Raw genomic sequence first — 20552 nt, 5'->3', positions numbered from 1 at the left:
ATTCCTAATCTGGGGGTCGTAGGTTCGAATCCTACTGAGATCGCCAACGAATTCAGTGTTTTAGTCTGCTGACTGCCCGGTGCGTTGCGACGGTGTTGCGACGGCGTTGTTACGCGGGCGTTTCTGGCTTGTTCCGGGCAGCGACTCGGATTGCCGCAACGGTGCGTGTTTTCTCCAGCGTTTTCCGGCTGTAGATCGCCGTCGTCGAGGCCTGAGAGTGATTCGCATGATGGCGAAGCGTCTCCAGGTCAACGCCTGCGTCGGACCCTTCTGTCACCCCGCCGGCGCGGCTGTCGCGGTTCCAAACCGTAACCGGCACGCCCGCCTTCGTCGCGATGGCTCGCCACATCTGGTAGAAGTTTCGATAGCGGTAGGGCAGCCCAGTAGTCTCGTTGATGATGACCGGGCCGATTCGCTTGTCGGCCGCAACAAGGTCGAGGCACTGCGCGACGAGCGGATAGGCCTTCGTGTCGTGAACGGCTTCCTGGCCGGTCTTCGTGGTCTTCTTCCGGAGAATGCCCTCGGCGTCGATCTCGCTCCAAACGAGGCCGCCCGACCAGCGACGTCCGCGGCTGATGATGCCGCTGGCTCCACGCTCGCACTTATCCCATCTCCCGATCACGTCGATCTGCCGAAGGGTCAGGTCGAATTGGAGGGCTTGGGCGATGGCGATGCTGGGCCGCCCGAGCTCGATCGCCTTGGCGATTATCGCGGCCGACTGCTCGAAGGTCACAAAGACCTCACGCGCGCCCGGCGATTCGAAGCGCATGTTGCTCAGTATCGTCGCGAGGCGGACGCATTCCTTCACGTCGACCGTCACGCCGAATTTCACCGCGATGCGTAAGAGCTGCATCGCCTTGAAGGCGCGCCGGATGCGCTCGGGGCCGACCGGATCGCCGTCCTTCTTCGGTGGCGCCGGCTCGCGCAGCTTCTTGTACCAGCGGCGGAAGTCGTTTCCGTTCAAGCGCGCGAGCTGTCGATCGCCGACCGTCTTCTCCAGGAGATCGAGCGACTCATCGTACATGGCACGCGAGTTCGGTTTGAGGTCGTGGTACGGGCTGTCGGGGTTCTTGCGATAGAGCGTCGTCAGCGCCTTGATCGTGCCCTCGAAGCGGCAGGGGCGTGGGTCGTCCTTGTCGCTCAACCACTCCAAGAACTCGGCCGTGTACCGGGCGCACAGCGCGGCGATCTCGGTTTCGTCGGTGGCATGGATGCGGATCGTTGGCGTCTGGTAACCCTCCGATCGGCGCGAGATCGCGCGGGCGACCCAATAGAGCGCTTGGCCGTTCGCCCGCTTCCTGCGCTGCAGGCCGGGAATGTCTTGCTTCACCAGTTTTCCTTTCCATCAAGCTGCAACGGGGCATCGCCCCCCCCGGCATCCTGATGGACATTGTGGCGGCGGTCGAGGAAGGACCGGCAGGCAGGCCAGTAGCGCTTGTCCTCAAAGAGAGGGTCGGGCTGGGGGAAGCCAGACTTCTCTAGCGTCTTGGCGATCGCTGAAAAGAGATTCGGCTTCACGCCGAGGCGCATGGCGATCTCACGATCGTCGAGGAACAGCTTCTCCGTCATCCGCAAAGCCCCCACTCGTTGCAGGCCGTGCCAATGTCGCGGGCAAGAAGGCTGTACTGGCGCCCGCCGCGATCCGTCTTCGCCCACTCGACCATGCGGCGGACGCCGAAGCGCTTGATGAAATCGGTATGGCTAACATGGTGTGCCGGCTGGCCAGCTTCGACGGAGATCATGTTGAACTCCGCCAACATGACTGGATCGTTCACGAGGGCGAAAAACCCAGCGTATCCACGTTTTGAGGCTTCGGAGACGAGGCCTTCCCATTCTTCAAGCCGATCAATCTGCTCGGGAAAGACACGATCCACGAGCGCCAGCTCGCCCTTCGTGCAGTTGATGCACGGGAAGCATCCGACGCGGCTCAGGCCCCAGCCGTAGAGCGGGTTCGGCTCGACGCCGTGCCGTCTTGCGATGGCGAACACCTCTTCGACGCTCGCGACGCGCAGGAGTGGCCGATAGACGAACAGGCGCCCCGGTAGATCCTCATGCGCGTTCAGTCTCTGGAGGGGCGGCAACCCCCGCCGGACGATGCTCTCCGCTGCGCGCACGCCCTGCCAGGAGATCACCGTCTCACCGGTGGCCAACATCGGACGGGTCACATGCCGGTCGATCGGCTGCACCTTCAGCTCGAACGTGCAGAACTGGGCCTTCCGGCTTGGGAAGCGGCCCTTCCAGAGGCATAGGTCGAGAAAGGGATTGCCGGTCGGATGCAGCACGGCAAGCGCGCGTGCGACCAGATCCTCGGGAACGCCGTGAGCTGCCCAGTTGCGTTCGATGAAGCGGCGCTTGCCTGCGATCCGGTCGGCGAAGTTGGCCTTAACCCATTCAACTGGCGGACCGCCTGTCTTCTCGTGCAGTCGGTTCACGGCCTCATAAGTCGCCGGGTGCTCGTTGCCGGTGTCAGCTGCTACTGCGCGAAACGGCACGCCTCGCTCGATCGCCCGGCAGTAGGTGGCAGTGCTGTCTTTGCCGCCGGAGACGGATACAACGTGCAGCATCAGTTGGTTTCCATCGCGGCCACGATGCGGCGGCCGGCAGGGGTGATTTTCAGGGCGGGGGTGCGGGGCTCGTAGTCGGTTCGAGCGAGGCCGTGCAGGCGGAGGATGGCGGCGTTCTGGCCGGTGATGCGCGCGGCCGGGGTGCGCCAGTCGTTCTTGAAACGGGGCATGCCCCACGGGCGCGCGGCCTCGAGCTTGGCGAGATCCTTTCGCATCTGCGCCGTCACAGGCGGGGCCCCGAGGTCGAAGAGCGGGATCTGTTCGGCCGCACGCATTGGTCAGGCGTCCGTTGGGGCGTCGAGGCCCTGCAGGTAGCCGCTGGCGCGCAGCGTTGCGGCGATGGCATCAGCGTCGCGCTCGGCCCGATCCATCGCGCCTGGCCGGCTGGCGTAATCTTCCAGCGAGACGAGGATCGTCGTCGTTGCCTGGTCCAGCGGCGAGCCGTCGCCGATCACAAGGTAAGCCGCGTCGATCAGCCGACGCAGCAGGCAGTAAAGGGCAAGGCCGAAGCCGGCGACGGGTGCATTGACCCGGCGCGCCGGCGCGAAGGCCTCAATATCGGCACGCAAGACGCGGCGCGACAGCTGCTGCTGTTCGGACCAGAGCAAGCCCGCGATCGTGTCGCGACGCGCCTCGGCCAACCGTGCGAGGACGACCCTGACCTCCGCGTCGGTCGGGTCGCTGGCGCCGACCTCGACGACGTGGGCGAGCTGGTCGATGAAGATAACCTGCTCGGCGCGCTGGCGCTCGGTGAGGTGGCGGGTCATGACAGCGCCCGCTCCACGTCTTTCGCCAAGCGTGTGACGTCGACCGCTGGGCGGTTCGCGAGCATCAGTCCTTCGAAGTCGATGAAGGCAATGAGATCGCCGTGATAGTTCTCGACGTCGGCGCCCTGCTGGCGCAGAGCTTCGGCAAGGGCGTCTTCGATACGGCGGATTCGGTCGAGAACGGGCGTGGCGCTCATCGTCACACCCTCATCGGCATCAGCACGACGAGGCGGCTCGCGTCGGCGGGGTTGGTGATCAGCGCGGGGGAGCCGGCGTCGCCGAGGGCGAAGCGGAGAGTCTCGGCCTCGAAGGTCGCGAGCACGTCGACGACGTATTTCGCGTTGAAGCCGATCTCGAGCGCGAAGTCCCCGGCGGACTGGATCGTGAGTTCCTCGCGCGCCTCGCCGGCGTCGGGTGAGCGGACGGTGAGGTCGAGCCGCTCGTTGTCGATGCCGAAGGTCGCGGCGCGGCCGCGCTCCGACGACACAGTGGACACACGGTCGACCGCGGCGCGCAGCGCGGCAGGCGATACAATGAAGCTGTTCGGGTTGCCGCCCGGGATGACGCGCGTGTAGTCCGGAAAGGTGCCGTCGATCAGCTTCGACACCAGGCGGAATCCGCCGGCGGAGAACATCACCTTGAACTCGTCGCAGGTGATCGCGACGCGCTCGCCCTCCGGGCACCACTCGGCCATCGACTTGAACAGGCGAAGCGTTTTGTTGTGGACGATCACGCCTTTCATCTCGGCGATCTCGCCCTCGACGCCCTGCACGAGCTTCGACAGGCGATGCCCATCGGTCGCAACGGCCGCGAGCTTGTGGACGCCGTCGACCTCGACCGGGTGCAGATAGACGCCGTTGAGGTAGTAGCGGGTCTCCTCGGTCGACGTCGCGAAGCCGACGTCCGACAGGATCGCGGTGAGCGAACCCGGCCAGACCTCGAACTCGGACGCCTGCTTGGCATTCACGCCGGTGATGTCGGGGAAGTCCTCCGGCGGCAGCTCGTTGAGGTTGAATCGCGCCTTGCCGCTGGTGATGGTCGCGAAGCGTCCGTCGTTGGCGAAGCGCACGTCGCCCTTGCCGAGCTTGCGGAGGATGTCCTTCAGCAGCCCGGCGGGAACGGTGGTCGATCCGGGGACCGACACGTCGGCCGCACCGGGATCGGCTTCCATCCGGATCCAGATATCGAGGTCGGTGCCTTCGACGGAGAGCGAGCCGTCGCCGTTCGCCGAAACCAGGACGTTGGACAGGATGGGGATCGTGTTGCGCTTCTCGATCACGAGCTCGACGCGCGAGACGAGGCGGAGAAGAACGTCTTGGGGAACGGTGAAGGCGACGGACATCGATCAGGCTCCGCCGGCGCCGGTCAGGATGCGGCCGTCGGCCAACATCTCGGGGGCGCCCTCGTAAACCGGCAGGCCGGTCTTCTCGCGGACCTCGTCCTTCGCGAGCTTCACCGCTTCGGCGACGAGGCGATCGACGCGGAAGAGCTTGTAGGTCCAGACGATCGCGCCGCCGATGAGGCGATAGCGCAGGCGGACGGGGATCGTGATCGGCTCTTCGTTGTAGAAAAGCGGGATCGACAGGGCGAAGGCGCCCGGCACGGTGATGGGCGCGCCGTCTCGACCGGTGTGACTTTCCTCGAAGCTGATCTTCGCCTCGCCCGACTGAAGCTTGATGTTTTGCTTCACCTTGCCGCCGACGTTGATTTCGAGGCCGCGGGCGAGTTCGAATATCTGGATGGGCGAGCCGATGCGGTCGACCTGGAGTTCGCGGGCGTGGTGCGCGTTCTCGGCCTCGACGAGCGCGATCATGTCGGGCGCGCGCTCCTCGACGAACTCGGCGAACTCGGCCTGGTCCATCGGCTTGCCGTCGTGCGCGAGCCAGGTCCTCCACTCGTCGGAGAAGGGGAAGGCGTAGTGCAGGCGGTGCTTGCCCCAGTTGGCGTCACCACGGCCGTCGCGCCGCGCCAGGTCGTGATAGTCGACGACGGCCGTCAGCGAAGGCTTCTTCCAGTCCGAGATCGCGAAGACGACGGACGATTCCAGCTTCTGCCGGTTGAGGAGGTCGATCAGGCTTGCGACGTCGCCGACCTGAGCCACGCCTCGGCGGAACTCGGGATAGAGGCGGTACTCGTCGGCGAGCGCCTTGATGCTGCGTACCTCGGGCTTGTCGCCGTGAACGACGGCCACGGGGAAGCTGTCAGGCAGGCCCAGCAGCTCGGCGGGGGTGTCGATCCATTCGATCTCGACACCCGTGGCGCGACTGCCGAGCGATGCGAGCTTCTCGACCGCGTCGCCGTCGATGCGGATGGTCTCCAGCCGCAGGGCTTCGCCGACGATCGGTTCGTTCATCGGCGTGGGCGTGGTGGTCTCGGCCATGGTGGCCTCCTCTCAGGTTGGCAGGCGGGAAGGGGTCAGCCGAACTCGCGGTCGCTGGCGTCGCGGGGGCCGGAGAACATGTCGGTCTGACGGGGATGCTGGGTAGAAAGCTCGCCGTCCTCGGTCACCCAGAAGGTGGACGGGCCGAACTCCTCCTTGGGCTTCTTCGAGGTGAGTTCGGGCGTGATCGTCACCATGCCGGCCTCGACCTTCAGCGCCATCTTCACCGTAACGTGGCCGGACGCCTTGCCCTTCGGGCCGGCACTCTCAGCCAGTGCGCGCAGCGTGTCGGACAGTTCATGCTGCAGCTTGCCGACGAACTCGCCGCCTTCCAGCATTCCGAGCAACACCTGCGGCTCGCGGACGATCTTCATGGACTTCCTCCTGTCAGGCCGTCAGCGCGGCGGGTTCGGTGAGGGGGCAGAGACGGGCGAGGGCTCCGCGGAAGCGGTCCTCGGCTTCCGGCCAGGCCCAGCACTTGAAGCGGGGGTTGGAGCGGACGACGAGGCGCCGTGCGCCCTCGATGACAGCCGCCCAAGCGCGCGGCGGGCGCGGCATCAGGGCGTCACGCTCCGTGCGCAGCATGCGGACGTCGAACTCATGAACCTCCGCACCTCGCATCTGGAAGCGCGTGTAGGAGAGGCCGGCAGCCTCCATCACGGCCCGGTCGAGCGTCGCTTTGACCTCGGCGATGCCGCGGCGATGGCGAATGCGCAGGGCTTCGGCCGCGAGCGCGTTGATGCCTGCCGAGACCGCCTGACGCGCCATCGCCTCGCCGACGGCCTCCTGCGCCGGGCTCGGCCAGTCGCCGAAGTAGGCCTCGTGCGCATCGTGGAGCAGGCAGAACGCGGCGAGCTCGACGTCGTCGGTCTCGTCGAACGCCGCCTCGGCCATCATCACCGAGTGCTGCGCCACCGAGAGCGGCATCGCCAGCTGCCCGGCGTAGCGGTTCACCGTCGCCAGACCGTGCGCCACCTCGCCGAACAGATGCTCGCGCGCGATCGTCGGCTCGGCGAAGTCGAGCGCACGGCCCGTCAGTGTCTGCGCCCAAGCGGTCATCCGGCGTCGACCGGGTTGAAGTGCGCCTTGCCGGTGTCGGCAGATATTTCGAGACGGAACGGCTTCGCATTACCCCAGTGGTAGGAATGGATGCGAAACTCCGCGACTTCGTTGCGGCGCTCGTCGGCGCTCTGGAAATGACTGATGACCTCAGAGACCGATCCGCCAATGAAGTCGCCGTTCTCGTCGGCAAAGTGATCAGCTTCCGCGCGGATCGGGTCACTTGTGTCCCACGAGCCGTCGGGCTGGACGGTCACGTAGATCGAGTTGAACTCGCGGTAGGGCTTAAACATCATCGTCTCGCCAACGGCGCAGGTCGTCGCCGTCTCGCCGAGTTCCGCGTCGTCGTCGAAGCCGGCGATGACGTAGAGCGTGCTCGCGGGCGCGAGGCCGACGATCCAAGCGCTGGGGCTATCGCGCGGCGGCGGCGTGACCTCGTCCACCAGATGCTTTGGCGTCCACTGCACGACCGGGTTCCAGGCGGCGGCGCTCACTGGGCGCTCCGCTCGGCGACAGCGTTGGCGATCTCGCGGGCCTCGGCGCCGTGCACGCGAAGATCCTCGCGGTTCCAGCCGCGGAGGAGGAGGTCCTCCTCGACGACGCAGGCGGAGGTGCCGGCGATGTCGAGCATGTCGTCGGCGATGCGCCGGGCGACGGGCGAGGGCCCGTCAGCGACAGGGCGCTCCACCTTGGAGGGGATGGCGAGAGCGGCGTGGTGGGCGGCGAATGCCTTGGCGCGCGCGATGATGTGCTGACCTTCGGTCATCGGTCGGTTCCTTTCAGCGGAAGCGGGTGAGCCGCGTTTCGCGGCGGGACTGATGCCGGGCCGTGCGGTCCAGCTTGATGCTGGTGATCCGCTCGCGGTCGCTGAGGCGCGGCTCGCTGCGGTTTTGCGCCTTCCGGCGTGCGTCTTCGGGGCTTTCTGCCTCGACGACGAAGACCTCGCCGGTGTCGAAGTGGACGCGGAAGGTCGGCATCAGTGCGCGCCGATCGGCGGGAAATGACGCGGATCGAGGCTCTCGCCGGCCTCGAGTGCGGCATCGGCGCCGGCACGGGTCAGGCGGAAGATCGTCCAGAACGCGGTGGTCTCGCACTCGACCGCGAGCCCGGCGGCGACCATGCCGAGCCAGACGTCGTAGCTGTGCGCGCCGAGTTGGGGGCGTGCCTCGTTGCGCTGAGAGACCTTCGGCGCAAAGCCAAGGCCGAGCGCCGAGCGCGCCTGGACGCGCTGCTCCGATGTGAGGGCGGCGGTCACAGGGATCCTCCGTCCATGCTCGAAAGCTCGCGACGAAGCGTGGCGAGCTTCGTCTCGGTGTCGGCGATGTCGTAGGACAGCTGGGCGCGTCGCGCCTGATCCTTGTCCGCGGACTGCGTGCGGGCGATGGCGGCGAGCTCGATCAGGCCGGACCCGAGGGCCACACTTTCACCGGGCGTCATCGTGGCGACGTGCCGATCGCGTTCGTCCTCGGCCGACTTCATCTTGAAGAGCATCACGCGACCGGAATGGGCCTCGACACGGAAGTCGGTCATGGCCGGGCCTCGGCGAGCGCGACGCCGTGCGCCACGTCGCGGCCTTCGACGACGATGGCGCTGAGTGCGACGAAGCCGACCATGAACAGGCCGACGGCCGCCAGCGAGCAGAGTTCGCGGAGATAGGCGCGCATCAGCGGAGCCAGTCCGAAACGAACGGGTAGGCGACGATGGCGGCGATCACGACGCAGGCCGAGTAGGCAGCGATCGCCAGCATCGTCGCCGGGTCAAGGCGGCTGGCTTCCGGCCAGAACTCCTCGCGGCCACGGCGTTCCATTTCGCCTGGATCGGCGAAGCCGAAGCCGAGCCCCGACGGATCGCCGAACTCGCGGCGGACGACGTCCTCCGACCAGGCATCAGCCTGATCATAGGTTTCCGACGCGCGCCCTGCCGGCACGGGGGGAACGGTAGGGCGCGCGTCGGCGCCGAGCCGACCGTGGGAGGCAGCGGTCGGCTCGGCGGTCTGCAGAAGGGGGAGGGGCATGGGATGCTCCGATCCAATGAGGATGGAGGCATATTCGAATATCGAACAGATACTCGTCAAGCGCCTTTATTCGAAAAAAGAACAAACCGGCTTATGCACAGCTATTCACAACGATGACGGGTGGACTCTCGGCCTGCAAAGGCGGCACAAGGGAAGGAGAACAAGAGGAGAACAAACGTGACGGCAGACGTTCCCCTACCCACTTCGTTCCGCGTTCACATCCGTTGTTTCAACTGCAAAAAGGACGTGAGACGGACGCTTACGCCAGAGGCTTGCGACGATTCGCCGACGACCGTGGACGAGTTGGTTGAAAGTGGACTGTTGGATAGACAGCGCTTCATATGCCGAGAGTGCGATAGCCCGGTCGGGACCATCGTTGCCGTCAAGGTGCTCGGTGCAATCGCAGCTTAGTTGAACTGGATGTCGTTCACGACGCGTCGAACGACGGCAATGATCTCGACGGTCGTGCCGTCGTCGGCGCTGAGGTCGCGTTCCACAAGGATCGGCTTGTGCTTCCGATTGCTCGACCGCGGATGAAACTCGTAATGGTCGTCGAAGATCTCAAGCTGCTTGACCGACCACTCGCGCATCATCCCGCTATTGTGAGACCGCTCTACCACTACAACGAGGCCATCCCGCAAGGGCTTGAGATGCGCGATGTCCTCGTAAGCGACGGCAATCACCCGGTCGCCTTCCAAAATGGGGCGCGGCTTGAGAGCATTCATCGAGTCCCCAATGACGTCGAACGCCATGATGCGAGCGTTCGGGAAGAGATTATCGGCGGGTAGCGCGATCTCTTCACGCTCGCTGTCATCGATCATATCGTCGACTTCGCGGAACGCTCCAGCCTCAACCCGGCCCACTACGACGACGGACCGCAGTCCCCCACTCTCCCGGACTTCGTCGAAGCTCGGAGCAGATTGGCCGAAGAATGACGCAGCGTCTGCTACCTCTGAGCTGGAGAGCTTTCTCGTCCCGTGAACGATCTTGTTCACCATGGACGGCTTCAAGCCCATGTGACGCGCGAGCTCGGACTGGCTCTTTCCTGACTTGGCCAGCTGCTCGACGAACCAATCGTGATACGGATTGTTGCGCATGTTCGTTTTTCGCACACGATGCGAAAGCTCGTCCTGAGCTAAAATCGAACATGATCGATTGACTTGCTCTGTTCGATTATCGAATATCTGCGCATGCATCATGAACCCGCCGCTACGATCATCGCGAAATTCGGAGGCATCCGCGAGGTGGCTTCGATCGTCGACGTCAACGTGCACACCGTCACGAAGTGGCGCCTGTCGAAAGACAAGGGCGGCACTGGCGGTTCGGTGCCGCATTGGCATGTGCCGAAATTGATTGCCGAGGCCGAGAGCCGTGGCGTTGATCTCACGTATTCCGATTTCTTCGCGCCTTCCATGGCCGCCCCCTCGTCTGATGATGGCAAGAATGGGGCGGATGCGCCGGTGTGTCATGTAAACCCGGCGGCGTCGGCTTCACCCGTGAGGGCCGTGTCGTGAGCCGTCGCCCGTCGTCCGAGACCATGCGCAACGGGTTGAAGCTCGCCACGCGGCTGTCGCTGACCGCCGCGGGCGGTGCGGCCGCGCTGGTGCGAGAGAGGCTGGTTCGGGTCGGCGAAGCGGCTCTGTCGTTCGCGTGCTCGCCGCACGTGGATCACGAGGAGCGGTTCGTGGCGCTCGACGTGGCGCTCGATCTCGATTTCCTCGCGGGCGAGCCGCTGCATGCCCGCGCGCTGGCCGCCGCGCAGGGCTACGAGTTGCGCCTGCTCGAGCGCTCCGCGTCGGCGGGCGTCTTCGGCCATTCCGACATCCGGAACCTCACGCGCGAGTTCGCCGACCTGCAGGACACGATGTTCGCGGCGCTCGACGACGGCACCATCTGCCGGAAGGACCGCGAGGCGATCCTTGCCGAGCTCGCCGACGTCGAGCGCATGGCCGCCGCGATCCGCGCCAAGGTGGAAGCTTCGGCATGACCGGCGCCCGCACTGCAACCTTGGCCGACGATATCCTCGGCGTCCTACGCGTACGCAACTCCGCCGGCGGAATGACGTACTACGTGGCCAACGTACTCCGCTCGACTCCGCGCGATCGTGACACTCACACCCGACGCCCCGGCATCTCGACGGCCACCGTGCGGCGTGAGCTTGAGCGTTTGGAAAAGGCCGGGAAGGTCAAGCGCGTCCAAACCGTTTATCAGCGCATGATCTGTTGGGCGCTCGCATGACCGGCGCCCGCACGTTCGAGATGGATGCGTTCGTCGAGGATGCGCGCGCGGTGTCCGTCCTGCAGGCGTTCGAGCGTTGCGGGTTCTCGCTGCGGTCGTTGCGCTCGTCAGGCCCTGAGCATGTTGGACCGTGCCCGTCCTGCGGCGGCAAGGATCGTTTCTCTCTGAACTCGCAGAAGAGCGTCTTCAACTGCCGCGGCGCCGAGGGCGGCGACGCGATCGGGCTGGTGAAGCACCTGACAGGGCTCGACTTTCTCGACGCGTGCGAGCTTCTGAACGGCCGCGACCGTCCGAGCCGCGACGGGGGCGACGATGCCGAGCGCGCCGCACGGCGCGAGGCGGCCGAGCACCGGCTTGCGGAGCAGCGCGAGCGCGCGGCTCGCGAAGAGGTCGAGCGCGAAGCGCAACAGAACCAGTACCGCGCCCGCGAGTGGGATCGTTGTCGCGCCCTCTGGCGCGAGGCGGCCGCGTTCGATTGCAATAGCGCTTCGGCAAAAGCCTACCTTGCCGCGCGCCGGCTCGACGTCTCGCGCCTCGACGGCGCCTATCTGCGGACGCATCCGCGTCTCGGTTTCTTCGCCGAGGACGGGAAGGGCGCAAAGGTCGCGATTCACCACGGCCCGGCGCAGCTCGGGTTGTTCTGCAGGCTGGTTCCAGATGCCGGATCGGCTTCGGGCTTCCGCTGGATGTCGATCGGGCTGCATGCGACTTGGATCGATCTCGACGCTGCGCCCAAGTTCAGGCCGACGCTCGTCTCGCCGGTCGACGGTGAGCCGTTGCCGTCGAAGAAGATGCGCGGCTCGAAAGCGGGCGGGGTGATCCCGGTCCTCGGGCTCCTGTCGTCGGCGACCCGCATGGTGGTGGGCGAAGGGATCGAGACGGTCCTCGGCTTCGCCCGCTTCGACGGGTTTCGCGCAGACACGTTCTATTGCGCCGCCGGCGATCTCGGAAATCTCGCCGGCAAGGCCCGCAGTGGGCGCGACGAGCCGGGCAGCCGAATTCGCCATCCGACGATCAAGCGTCGAGCGACCAACGGAGTGATGAAGCCTCACTTCGTGCCCGGCCTCGAGCCGGACATGGGGTCGGACGCGGTGCCGGTGCCTGCATGGATCGACGAACTCGTGCTGCTCGGCGACGGCGACAGCGAACCGGTGATGACGCGCGCGGCGCTGAAGCGCGGCTGTGCCCGGCACGCGCGCGAGGGCCGCACCGTCCGCGCGCTGTTCGCGCCCGTCGGCGGCGACTGGGCGGACGTCGCGGCCGCGCTCGAACCTGAAATGGAGGCTGCATGACGGCGATCCTCGTGCATCGGCTCGAATTGTCGGGGTCCCGCGATCTCGACCTCGACGCGGACCTTCTGCACTGGCTGGCTGAGCATGCTGGCATGGGCCAGTCGGAGATCTGGCTTCGGCACACGCGCGGCCTCGTCGGCGATCTGTCCGGCGCCTTCCGCATGCTCGACGATCTCTTTCCCGCAGCGCGCTGGACGATCGGCAAGCGTCAGGCGGGCGCCTCGTTCGCGTTCGGTGCGACGCTCATCCTTCCTGGCACCGCTTCGCCCTTCACCGGCTACGCCGTCGACCCGGCCAACGCGCTGCTTGCGGCAACGCTACGTGCCTTTGCGGCTATAGGCGCGCGCTTGGCCGCTAACGACAAGGAGATCGCGGCATGAACGCTATCGGTCCGACGGCGCGAGCGCGCCTAAACCAGTTCCTTGACGCTGTGTCTGAGGCGTTCGGAGTCACGCGCGGCGAGCTGCTGTCGCAGCTGCGCATTCCCCGCATCGTCAAGGCTCGGCAGACGGCTATCGGTATCCTGCTGAACGATCGAAGCGGGTTGCCGCGCGGCGGCGGATCACTGCCCGAGATCGGGCGCATCTTCGATCGCGACCACACGACCGTGCTGCATGCCGGGCGAGCCTATCAGCGGTGGTGCGAGGCGTTGGGCGTGGAGCCTGCCTGCGCCGATCCCGCCAATCGTATCATCGCGCTGGCGCGGCACCACGGCTTCTACCGCGAGGCGGCATCGGTGGCCGCCTACAGCCCGCCGCCCCCCATTCCGGCTCAGCCGGCCGCAGACCCGCAGCCTGTTCCGGTCTGCCAGCCTGAACCTGCACTGCCGACAACGATCGTTGACCCTCTCCCCGTTTCCACAGCCAAGCCGGAGGCGCCCGTGTCGGCACTCGCCATTCTTCCGCCGACGATCGGCGGCGACCTATTCGGACCATTCGACCTCGACGGTTTCACCGCGCTGGATGAAGCCGAGCGGCAGGAAATGCTGTTGCTGTTTGCCGAACGCCAGCGCAGCGAGGACCCAAGCCGGTCCGAGGCTGCGGTCCTGATGGCGACGGCGAAGGCCTTCGACTTGACGCGCTCCGTTCTCGATCGCCTGCTAGAGGAAAGGCATGCGCCGCGCCGGCCGCTCGGACTGCTCTCGGACGAGGATGACCTCGTGGTGCCGATGCGACGGCCGCTCGAGTTCCGCATCGCGGAGGGTCCGACGCCGGCTGAGCGCAACTTCACCGTCTTCGCCCAGATCCACCTGGCGCGCGACGACGCCGGCCCCGGCTTCGACTTCGCGGCCGCCTACGATCGTTACATCGGCTTCTGCCGCGCACGCGGCCAGACGCCGATGGTGCGCGCCAATTTCGGCGCCAGCTTGAAGCAGCTCGGCGGCCGACGCGAGGCGGGGGCCGTGACCGGGCTGCGGCTGCAGTCCGAGGGCGCGGTGGCAGTCGAGTGAGAGCACTTCTCCTGCGCGAAGCGCACGAGGCGCTGATCTCGGAGCGCTCCATCACCTGCCAGACCTGCCCCGCACCGATCGAGGCGGAGAGGGACGGCGAAAAACACTGCCGAGGTTGCCAGTCCTATTGGGACGACGTGGCCGCCGGTCTTTTCGACGATCACAGCGACCTTTGGTCCGACGACTGAAGGCGGGGGACAGCATGCTCGACAAGTCACAGGAAGGGGTTTCCCTCCTCGCCCTCTGCGCGGCGGAGCCCGAAACCGACATCGGCAACGGCCGTCGGTTCCAGCATCGGCACGGCCGCGACGTCCTGTTCGCAGCGAAGATCGGCTGGCACGGCTACGACGGCCTGCGCTGGCGCGAAGACGAGGATGGATCGGTGGTTCGTCCGCTCTCGCATCAAACCGCCGAGGCAATCCGGCTGGAGTGCCGCGAAATTTCCCTGACGACCGCCGAGGAATTGCTCGTCGAGGCGGGCAGCGATGCGGAGCGCGATCTGCCCAGCATCGAGGCTGCCGGCAACGCTTCCGGCGTCTCGGCCGCCAAAAAGGCGATCGCCGAGCGTGACAGGATTCTCGCCAAGCTTGAGGACCGCGCCGCGGCCCGCGCCCGGCACGCCAAGTCGACGGCTGGTTCGGGCAAGCTCGACAACATGCTGAAGGAGGCGGCGCCCTATCTTTCGAAGACGGTCGACCTCTTCAACGGCGAGGACCTCGCGCTCAACACGCGATCTGGAACGCTGCGCTTCGTACGCGCGCTCGAGGACCCGGAATCCGATCCTGACCATCCGGTGTTCCTGTGGGGCGTCCGGCTCGACGACTGGAACCGCGACGACCTCATCACGAAGCTCTGCGATGCGCATATCCAGTGCGCCGACGGCTATCTCACGCCGGGGCCGACGGTGATGGGGGCGGAGCAGTTCGAGGAGGCCGCGCGCATCCTGGCGCCGACCTTCTTCCAGTTCCTGCAGCGCGTTCAGCCGAAGGTCGAGATGCGCCGCTATCTGCAGCGCCTGTCCGGGTACATGCTGACCGGCCTGACCTCGGAGCAGATGATCGCCTTCTTCTACGGCATCGGCGCGAACGGCAAGTCGACCTTCACCGACGTCATCGCGAAGATCCTCGCCGACTATGCCGTCACGCTTTCGATCGACAGCTTCACCGGTGAGAGCCGGCGCTCGGGCGCCGAGGCGACGCCGGACCTTGCGCGCCTCAACGGGGCGAGGGGCTGTCTCGCCTCGGAAGGCGACGAGGGGGCGAAGCTCCGCGAGGGCCTCATCAAGCTCCTGACCGGCGGCGACAAGATGGCGGTGCGCAAGCTGCATCAGGATTTCGTCGAGATCGTCATCAAGGCGAAGTTCGTCATCACCGGCAACCACAAGCCTCGCATCCTCGGCGACGATGACGGCATCTGGCGTCGCGTCCACCTGTTCGAATGGGGCGTGCAGATCCCGCCGGCCGAGCGCGACAAGACGCTGCCGGAACGGCTTCTGGCGGAGCGCGACGGAATCCTCGCCTGGATGATCTCGGGGGCGCTGGAATTCCTATCCCTTGGGGGGCTGGAACCGCCGAAGGAAGTGCTGGCGGCCGTGCAGGAGCACCGGGAGGAAAGCGACCCGGTCGGGGCGTTCATTCGCGTCGCCTGCGACGTGACCGGCGAGGACCTGCACTCCGTATCGCCGGGCGATCTCTATCTCGCCTACTCGGTCTTCTGCCGGCAGGAGGGGCAGTACGCCTTCCCGCAGTCGACCTTCACCCGGCGATTGCCCGACCAGACTCGACGATCGTGGAAGGCCCCCGACGGCACGATGCAGATGTTCTCGAAGCGCAAGAGCGGGGCAACACTCTATCGTGGCATCCGCATCAAGGAACGCTTCCAGCCAGGCCCGAACGCCACTCACAGCGACACCGGCGACCGACCCTTCGCGCCGCGGGACTGAGCGATGCCGAACCCTTTCCCCTTTCTCTGCGCACCCTGCCGATGGGGTCAACTCGCCCGACGTCCCCGATCTTGGGCCGGTTGGGAGGGTAGACCGTCCGGCATCGGCTTGCGGCCCTGCGAAAAGGGTGTGGGATTTCAACGGGTTTGGAAGCTTGGGAGGATTGGGAGGATGATCCCGGCTTTTCTCACGCGCGTGCCTTCGTGGGGATAGGGGCCAGCGAAAGGAAAGGTCTCTTCTTACGTTAGGCGAATTTCATCCTCCCAATCCTCCCAAGCTTCCAAACCCATTGTTTTTAAACGGCTTTCTTCAAGGGTCGAAACGAAATGACGAACGGTCTTGCCTCCCTTCCGACCCATAACGCCAGCGAAGCCGGAAAAAAGCTGATCGGCATCGAGCATCTGCTGCAGTGGGCATATCGGCAGGAACTTCCGAAGGTTGGTGGCGGCAGTCGCTCGGGCGGCATTGGCATCGCCGGCGGCTGGGATGCCGTCTCGCGCTTCGGCGAACTGGGCACGCTGGTGGACGTGTCGGCCAACGGCTTCGGCTGCGTTCCGGACCTGTGGTCCGACGGCGAGGCGGAGCCGCATGCGGACGCCTTGGCGGTGGCGGCGAGCGTCGATCGTCTGGCGGACATGCGCTGCGAGTGGGAGGAGGGCTATGACGTCCTCTCCGACGTCGAGGGCATCACCGATGCCGAGCGTGCCGAAAGCAACCGGCTCGGCTTCGACATCGCTCGCGCCAAGGGCGACCAGCTGGCGGCGCTGGTGATGCGGGTGGCCATGATCGGTCGGGCGCCGACATGGGAGGGGCATGGGCCGGTCGAGCGCCGCGTGGAGTTGGGTCCGAAAGGTCAACCCGCATGGTACCGCCTCGTGGAGCGGAGCGAGGGTGAAGGACGGGCGCCGGTGATGGTGGAAATGGATGGGTTTGATGCGCGACGGCGTCGACCGTTCGAGGGTGCCTTCCAGAAGCACTATCTCGATCCCCATCCGGCCATGCTTGCCGGCGAGCGTCTCGACTATCAGGCTTGGGTCGCGGCGCTGGCGTTCCTCTCGTCGGATCTCGACGGATGCCTCGTCGCTCACCGTGTCGCGCCCAGCCTGCGTCGGCCTTGGCCTTGGGAGGACGAGGGCGTCGTGACGTTCCGGCCCCGTATTCTTCCTGTGCAAAGCCCCCTTGCGGGAGTTTAGCGCGGCTTAAGCCAGTTGACCTGCGACGGAAACTTGACTTAAGACAAGCACACTGAAAAAGGTTCGAGACGCTCCGAAGCACCGCTTCCGGGGCGTTTTTTGTGGGCGGTGGCGATGGAGCTTTCCCTTCGGTGGAGCGACGTCGCCTCGATCCGCCGCTTCGACGATGCGGTCCGCGCGCTCGGCAACGACGAAAGTCGCAAGGTCCTCAACCGAGCCATCAACCGCACTGGCGAGATGGCGCGCACGAAGGTGGTGCGGGCGCTGACGAAACAGACCGGCCTCAAGCGCCAGGTCATCGTTCGTGCCGTGAAGACGAAACGCTCCTCCTGGGAGGGGCTCACCTACGTCATGGAAACGCAGGGCGGTGACGTCGGCTTGCGGTTCTTCGGGGCACGCGAGACGCGCAAGGGCGTGTCGGCCGCGCCATTCGGCGGGCGCAAGGTGTTCGCCGGGACTTTCATGCAGGGCGGGCGCTTCCCGAACCGCAAGGCGCTTGGCCTCGGCGGCAAGGTCTTCGCCCGTGTCGGCAAGGCGCGCACGCCGTTCCGCGAGGAAGACTCGGGCGTCGTGATCCCGGCCGAGATGGTCAAGGGTGCCACGGCTGACGCCTTCACCTCGACGGTCTCGGACGTGCTGCCTCGTCGCCTTGCACACGAGATCGCGCGGGTGACCAAGGGCGTCGTGACCTGACCGACCGGGGGCCACGACTCCGTCCCCTCGACTTCAGAGGGGTGTGGCCGACGGGTGACACCCCCCCCCATTCAGGGACCGTTTGGACCGGTCTGAAGCCATCACGGCTCGAAAGGGCCCGAGTTCTCGGCAGTGAGCCGGGCCGAAAGCGGTACACGGCACACACGTGCGGGCCGCACGAATGCACGGAGCGGACATGAGCGAGGAAGGAACGTGGGTGTCGATCACCGACGCGGCCGCCGCGCTGGCTGAGACCGGTGATGCGGTCGATCGCTCGACCCTGTCGCGATACCTGAAGCAGCACGCCGAGGCCCTGCCGCTGAAACGCGCCGGCCAGTCCAATCTGGTCGAGCTCGGCGCGCTTATGGCGCATCGCGGTGAGAACATCCGGCTGCGCAATCCGGTCCACACCGGCTCGGCACTCGGGCGCCCGCCAGCGCCGAGCCGTAGGTTCGCCGGGTCGCAATCAGACGGTATCGCCCGTAAGGCGAACGCCGATGCCGAGATGAAGGAGATGGACCTGGCTCACCGGCGCCGGCACCTGACGGTGACGGGCGAGGTGGACCGAGCGGGTCGCGAGGCCCTGGCTCTGATGCAGAGCGCCTTCGATCGCGCGGTCGAGAGTGAAGCGGCCAGCCTGTCGGTCCGCTACGGCTGGGACGAGCGCACCGTGCGCCTGGCCCTCAAGACGTTCTCAAAGCGCGGCGTTGAGGTGTTCCACCGCGAGATCCTGCAGCGGCTCGACGCCATGCGCCGGGTACGCGAGGCGGATGGGGATGCCGTTGCGCTCGACGAGGCTGCCAACGGAGCGGGGCTGCAGTGACGCAGCATCCCGTACGCGAGCAGTTCGCCGCGCTGCCGCACGGCGCCGAGATCCTGTTCCGGTCGCTAGAGGCGGCCTCCCGGCCCGCCGAGGAGTTGACGCTTAGCGAATGGGCGGACCGCTACCGCAAGGTGTCGGCCGAGTCCGGCTCGCCTTGGCCCGGTGACTTCCTGACCGACAGGGTCCCGTATCTGCGCGAGCCGCAGGACTGCCTCCATCCGGACCATCCGGCACGCCGGGTGACGGCGCGATGGGCCGCGCAGCTCGGCAAGTCGACGGCGATCGAAAACTGGTTCGGCTTCACGGTCGACCAGGCGCCCGGCTCGATGATGATCGTCCTTCCGACGCTGGAGGAAGCGACCAAGTTCAACCGCGTCAAGCTGCAGCCGACGATCGAGGCGAGCCCGCGGATCGCGCATAAGGTGCTGCCGGTCAACAGCCGGGACGAGCAGGGATCGACCACCAGCTTCAAGCGGTTCGCCGGCGGCTTCGCGCAGATCGTCAACGCAGGCTCTTCCAAGGGCCTTCAGATGGTCTCGATCCGCAATCTCGCTATGGACGAGGTGACCGGTTACCCACGCGACGTCGACGGACGCGGTTCGCCTCGCGACCAGGCGCGTGCCCGACAGAAGATGTACGGCGACCTCGCCAAGGAATGGCAGGGTTCGACGCCCGGCGTTGCCGGCGAGTGTCCAATCACTGCCGACTATGACGCGGGGGATCGGCGTCAGTTCTTTGTTCCGTGTCCGCATTGCGACGCCTTCCAGGCGCTCGAGTTCGACCAGATGCGCGGGCCCGACGACGAAGGTCGTCCATCGCATATGCGGTGTGTGACCTGCGACGGTGTCATCCTCGACGGTCATAAGGGCGAAATGCTTCGCCGCGGCGTGTGGATCGCCACCCGGGTGCCGGAGGGCGACCCACCCTTGCCGCGTGCCATGGACGTCGCTGCACTTGATCGCTGGCGCTGTCCACCTTGCGAAGGACGGTGCCGCGACTGGCAGCCAAGCTACCACCTGTGGGCTGCCTATGCGCCTCGCGAGCGGTTCGGCGACATATGGGCACGGTGGATCGAGGCCGAAGGCGACACGACGAAGATGCGCGTGTTCTGTCAGCAGGACCTCGCGCAGCCGTACGATCCCGGGGGCATTACGGTCGATTGGGAGAAAATCGTCGAGGTCGCCCGCGCGCTGCCGTTTCCGACCCGCGTCGTTCCGCGCAGCGCCGCCATCCTTGTGTCGGCGGCGGACGTTCAGGGCTACGGCATCAAGTGGCTGGTCTACGCCATTGGGCCACGCGGCCAGCGCTGGCTGATCGACCGCGAGATTTTCGAAGGTGCGCCCGACCAAAGCGACGAGCCGTGGATCGCACTAGCTGACGCCTTGGCCCGGACCTATCCGGTTGAAGGTGGCGGCTCCGAGAAGACGATTGATCTATCGGGCGTCGACTCGGGCTTCTCGACGGATCGCGTCTACCGATTCTGTTCCGGTCGGCCGAACGTCTACGCCTTGGACGGCCGTCATCAGCCGAACCTGCCATGGCTCGGCACGCCCGTGAAGCGTGACGTGAAGGACCGGAACGGGCGCATCGTCTCCAAGGTGATGCTGTATCCGGTGGGTCTGTACGACACGAAGACGGAGGTGACGGCGGGTCTCGCCAACTTCGTACAAGGGGCGGACGAGGCCGGGCGCTGGCCGCGCAACACGCTGCATATGCCGCCGGACTTCTGCGACGAATCCTTCGCGCAGGAGATGACGGCGGAGCGCTTGGTTGACCCCGACGAGGAGGTTCGTTCGGCGCAGTCGAAGCGCGGCCGCCGGCTGATCAACCCATCGGCCCAGCGCGTATGGCGCAAGATCGTCGGGCGGAAGAACGATTGGTTCGACGCCACGGTCTATGCCTTGGCGCTGGCCTGGCACATCGAGCGCAAGCGTCGTCTGACAGCCGAGCGCTGGGACGACCTTCTGTTGGAGGTCCATGGCCGCGAAGAGGTCGCCGACCTGTTCGATGCCGCCGACGAGAGCCCGTTCGTGAAGCCCAGCCGCAAGCCTCCGCGGGAGAAGCGACAGAAGGACGACGGAAAGACCGGTGAACCCAAACCCCGCCAGCGTACACGTTGGAAGGGATACAGCTAGGA

The 20552-nt window shown here is 66.2% G+C and carries 30 protein-coding genes; 12 read left to right on the top strand and 18 right to left on the bottom strand.

Annotation, left to right across the window (positions count from 1 at the left end):
- Positions 1–109: 109 nt before the first annotated feature.
- The 18 genes from BM175_RS19940 to BM175_RS19860 all read right to left on the bottom strand — a co-directional run bounded on the left by BM175_RS19940 (position 110) and on the right by BM175_RS19860 (position 9881).
- Positions 110–1330 carry a site-specific integrase gene (locus BM175_RS19940; RefSeq protein WP_244546093.1) on the bottom strand — a complete coding sequence of 407 codons (1221 nt, stop codon included), beginning with the start codon at positions 1328–1330 and terminating at the stop codon, positions 110–112.
- Positions 1327–1569, bottom strand: coding sequence for a helix-turn-helix domain-containing protein (locus BM175_RS19935; RefSeq protein ID WP_244546092.1), 243 nt, complete (start codon positions 1567–1569; stop codon positions 1327–1329). The genes BM175_RS19940 and BM175_RS19935 overlap by 4 nt, the downstream gene beginning before the upstream one ends.
- Positions 1566–2564 (bottom strand): phosphoadenosine phosphosulfate reductase domain-containing protein, encoded by a 999-nt coding sequence (locus tag BM175_RS19930; RefSeq protein WP_090966224.1) that lies wholly within the window; start codon positions 2562–2564, stop codon positions 1566–1568. Before BM175_RS19930 ends, BM175_RS19935 begins: the two co-directional genes overlap by 4 nt.
- Complete coding sequence (locus BM175_RS19925) at positions 2564–2839, bottom strand: hypothetical protein (RefSeq protein WP_090966222.1); 276 nt, start codon at positions 2837–2839, stop codon at positions 2564–2566. The genes BM175_RS19930 and BM175_RS19925 overlap by 1 nt, the downstream gene beginning before the upstream one ends.
- A 3-nt stretch (positions 2840–2842) precedes the next feature.
- A complete protein-coding gene (locus BM175_RS19920; protein WP_090966220.1) occupies positions 2843–3331 on the bottom strand; it encodes a hypothetical protein in 489 nt (162 codons plus the stop codon).
- Positions 3328–3528: a hypothetical protein gene (locus BM175_RS19915; protein ID WP_090966218.1), complete on the bottom strand. Its 201-nt coding sequence runs from the start codon at positions 3526–3528 to the stop codon at positions 3328–3330. Before BM175_RS19915 ends, BM175_RS19920 begins: the two co-directional genes overlap by 4 nt.
- Positions 3529–3530: 2 nt before the next feature.
- Positions 3531–4673 (bottom strand): DNA polymerase III subunit beta, encoded by a 1143-nt coding sequence (gene dnaN, locus BM175_RS19910; protein WP_090966216.1) that lies wholly within the window; start codon positions 4671–4673, stop codon positions 3531–3533.
- A gap of 3 nt (positions 4674–4676) precedes the next feature.
- Positions 4677–5711 carry a DUF2303 family protein gene (locus BM175_RS19905; RefSeq protein ID WP_090966214.1) on the bottom strand — a complete coding sequence of 345 codons (1035 nt, stop codon included), beginning with the start codon at positions 5709–5711 and terminating at the stop codon, positions 4677–4679.
- 35 nt (positions 5712–5746) lie between these two features.
- Entirely contained in the window at positions 5747–6085 is a 339-nt protein-coding gene (locus BM175_RS19900; protein WP_090966212.1) for a hypothetical protein, read from the bottom strand.
- Between the two features lie 13 nt (positions 6086–6098).
- A complete protein-coding gene (locus BM175_RS19895; RefSeq protein WP_090966210.1) occupies positions 6099–6770 on the bottom strand; it encodes an HD domain-containing protein in 672 nt (223 codons plus the stop codon).
- Positions 6767–7264 (bottom strand): hypothetical protein, encoded by a 498-nt coding sequence (locus BM175_RS19890; RefSeq protein ID WP_090966208.1) that lies wholly within the window; start codon positions 7262–7264, stop codon positions 6767–6769. Before BM175_RS19890 ends, BM175_RS19895 begins: the two co-directional genes overlap by 4 nt.
- Entirely contained in the window at positions 7261–7536 is a 276-nt protein-coding gene (locus BM175_RS19885; RefSeq protein ID WP_090966206.1) for a hypothetical protein, read from the bottom strand. The genes BM175_RS19890 and BM175_RS19885 overlap by 4 nt, the downstream gene beginning before the upstream one ends.
- 13 nt (positions 7537–7549) lie before the next feature.
- Positions 7550–7747, bottom strand: a complete 198-nt coding sequence (locus BM175_RS19880; protein ID WP_090966204.1) for a hypothetical protein — start codon at positions 7745–7747, stop codon at positions 7550–7552.
- Positions 7747–8025: a hypothetical protein gene (locus tag BM175_RS19875; RefSeq protein WP_090966202.1), complete on the bottom strand. Its 279-nt coding sequence runs from the start codon at positions 8023–8025 to the stop codon at positions 7747–7749. The genes BM175_RS19880 and BM175_RS19875 overlap by 1 nt, the downstream gene beginning before the upstream one ends.
- The gene (locus tag BM175_RS19870) at positions 8022–8300 is read right to left on the bottom strand and encodes a hypothetical protein (protein ID WP_090966200.1); all 279 of its coding nucleotides are present in this window, start codon (positions 8298–8300) and stop codon (positions 8022–8024) included. Before BM175_RS19870 ends, BM175_RS19875 begins: the two co-directional genes overlap by 4 nt.
- A complete protein-coding gene (locus BM175_RS22845; protein WP_175526935.1) occupies positions 8297–8434 on the bottom strand; it encodes a hypothetical protein in 138 nt (45 codons plus the stop codon). The genes BM175_RS19870 and BM175_RS22845 overlap by 4 nt, the downstream gene beginning before the upstream one ends.
- Complete coding sequence (locus tag BM175_RS19865; protein WP_090966198.1) at positions 8434–8784, bottom strand: hypothetical protein; 351 nt, start codon at positions 8782–8784, stop codon at positions 8434–8436. The genes BM175_RS22845 and BM175_RS19865 overlap by 1 nt, the downstream gene beginning before the upstream one ends.
- Positions 8785–9191: 407 nt before the next feature.
- The gene (locus BM175_RS19860; RefSeq protein ID WP_090966196.1) at positions 9192–9881 is read right to left on the bottom strand and encodes a LexA family protein; all 690 of its coding nucleotides are present in this window, start codon (positions 9879–9881) and stop codon (positions 9192–9194) included.
- A 63-nt stretch (positions 9882–9944) separates the two neighbouring features.
- On the opposite strand from BM175_RS19860, the gene BM175_RS19855 reads away from it, so the two are divergent.
- The 12 genes from BM175_RS19855 (at position 9945) to BM175_RS19800 (ending at position 20550) form a co-directional block, all read left to right on the top strand.
- Complete coding sequence (locus BM175_RS19855) at positions 9945–10298, top strand: carph-isopro domain-containing protein (RefSeq protein WP_090966194.1); 354 nt, start codon at positions 9945–9947, stop codon at positions 10296–10298.
- Positions 10295–10771 carry a hypothetical protein gene (locus BM175_RS19850; protein ID WP_139224718.1) on the top strand — a complete coding sequence of 159 codons (477 nt, stop codon included), beginning with the start codon at positions 10295–10297 and terminating at the stop codon, positions 10769–10771. The genes BM175_RS19855 and BM175_RS19850 overlap by 4 nt, the downstream gene beginning before the upstream one ends.
- Positions 10768–11022, top strand: a complete 255-nt coding sequence (locus BM175_RS19845) for a DeoR family transcriptional regulator (RefSeq protein WP_090966190.1) — start codon at positions 10768–10770, stop codon at positions 11020–11022. The genes BM175_RS19850 and BM175_RS19845 overlap by 4 nt, the downstream gene beginning before the upstream one ends.
- Complete coding sequence (locus BM175_RS19840; protein ID WP_090966188.1) at positions 11019–12314, top strand: primase/helicase family protein; 1296 nt, start codon at positions 11019–11021, stop codon at positions 12312–12314. The genes BM175_RS19845 and BM175_RS19840 overlap by 4 nt, the downstream gene beginning before the upstream one ends.
- A complete protein-coding gene (locus tag BM175_RS19835; RefSeq protein WP_090966186.1) occupies positions 12311–12694 on the top strand; it encodes a hypothetical protein in 384 nt (127 codons plus the stop codon). Before BM175_RS19840 ends, BM175_RS19835 begins: the two co-directional genes overlap by 4 nt.
- Positions 12691–13764 (top strand): helix-turn-helix domain-containing protein, encoded by a 1074-nt coding sequence (locus tag BM175_RS19830; RefSeq protein ID WP_090966185.1) that lies wholly within the window; start codon positions 12691–12693, stop codon positions 13762–13764. Before BM175_RS19835 ends, BM175_RS19830 begins: the two co-directional genes overlap by 4 nt.
- Positions 13761–13952, top strand: coding sequence for a hypothetical protein (locus BM175_RS19825; RefSeq protein ID WP_090966183.1), 192 nt, complete (start codon positions 13761–13763; stop codon positions 13950–13952). Before BM175_RS19830 ends, BM175_RS19825 begins: the two co-directional genes overlap by 4 nt.
- A 14-nt stretch (positions 13953–13966) precedes the next feature.
- Entirely contained in the window at positions 13967–15706 is a 1740-nt protein-coding gene (locus BM175_RS19820) for a phage/plasmid primase, P4 family (RefSeq protein WP_090966181.1), read from the top strand.
- 326 nt (positions 15707–16032) lie between these two features.
- The gene (locus BM175_RS19815; protein ID WP_090966179.1) at positions 16033–16899 is read left to right on the top strand and encodes a hypothetical protein; all 867 of its coding nucleotides are present in this window, start codon (positions 16033–16035) and stop codon (positions 16897–16899) included.
- Positions 16900–17013: 114 nt separating this feature from the next.
- Positions 17014–17592, top strand: a complete 579-nt coding sequence (locus BM175_RS19810) for a hypothetical protein (RefSeq protein WP_090966176.1) — start codon at positions 17014–17016, stop codon at positions 17590–17592.
- A 217-nt stretch (positions 17593–17809) separates the two neighbouring features.
- Positions 17810–18415 carry a hypothetical protein gene (locus BM175_RS19805; protein ID WP_244546091.1) on the top strand — a complete coding sequence of 202 codons (606 nt, stop codon included), beginning with the start codon at positions 17810–17812 and terminating at the stop codon, positions 18413–18415.
- Entirely contained in the window at positions 18412–20550 is a 2139-nt protein-coding gene (locus tag BM175_RS19800) for a phage terminase large subunit family protein (RefSeq protein ID WP_090966174.1), read from the top strand. Before BM175_RS19805 ends, BM175_RS19800 begins: the two co-directional genes overlap by 4 nt.
- Positions 20551–20552: the final 2 nt, after the last annotated feature.

This window comes from Aureimonas phyllosphaerae (assembly GCF_900113065.1).
Lineage (GTDB): Bacteria > Pseudomonadota > Alphaproteobacteria > Rhizobiales > Rhizobiaceae > Aureimonas > Aureimonas phyllosphaerae.
The sequence above is the reverse complement of the archived record's forward strand: the minus strand, read 5'-3'. Positions and strand labels throughout refer to the sequence as shown.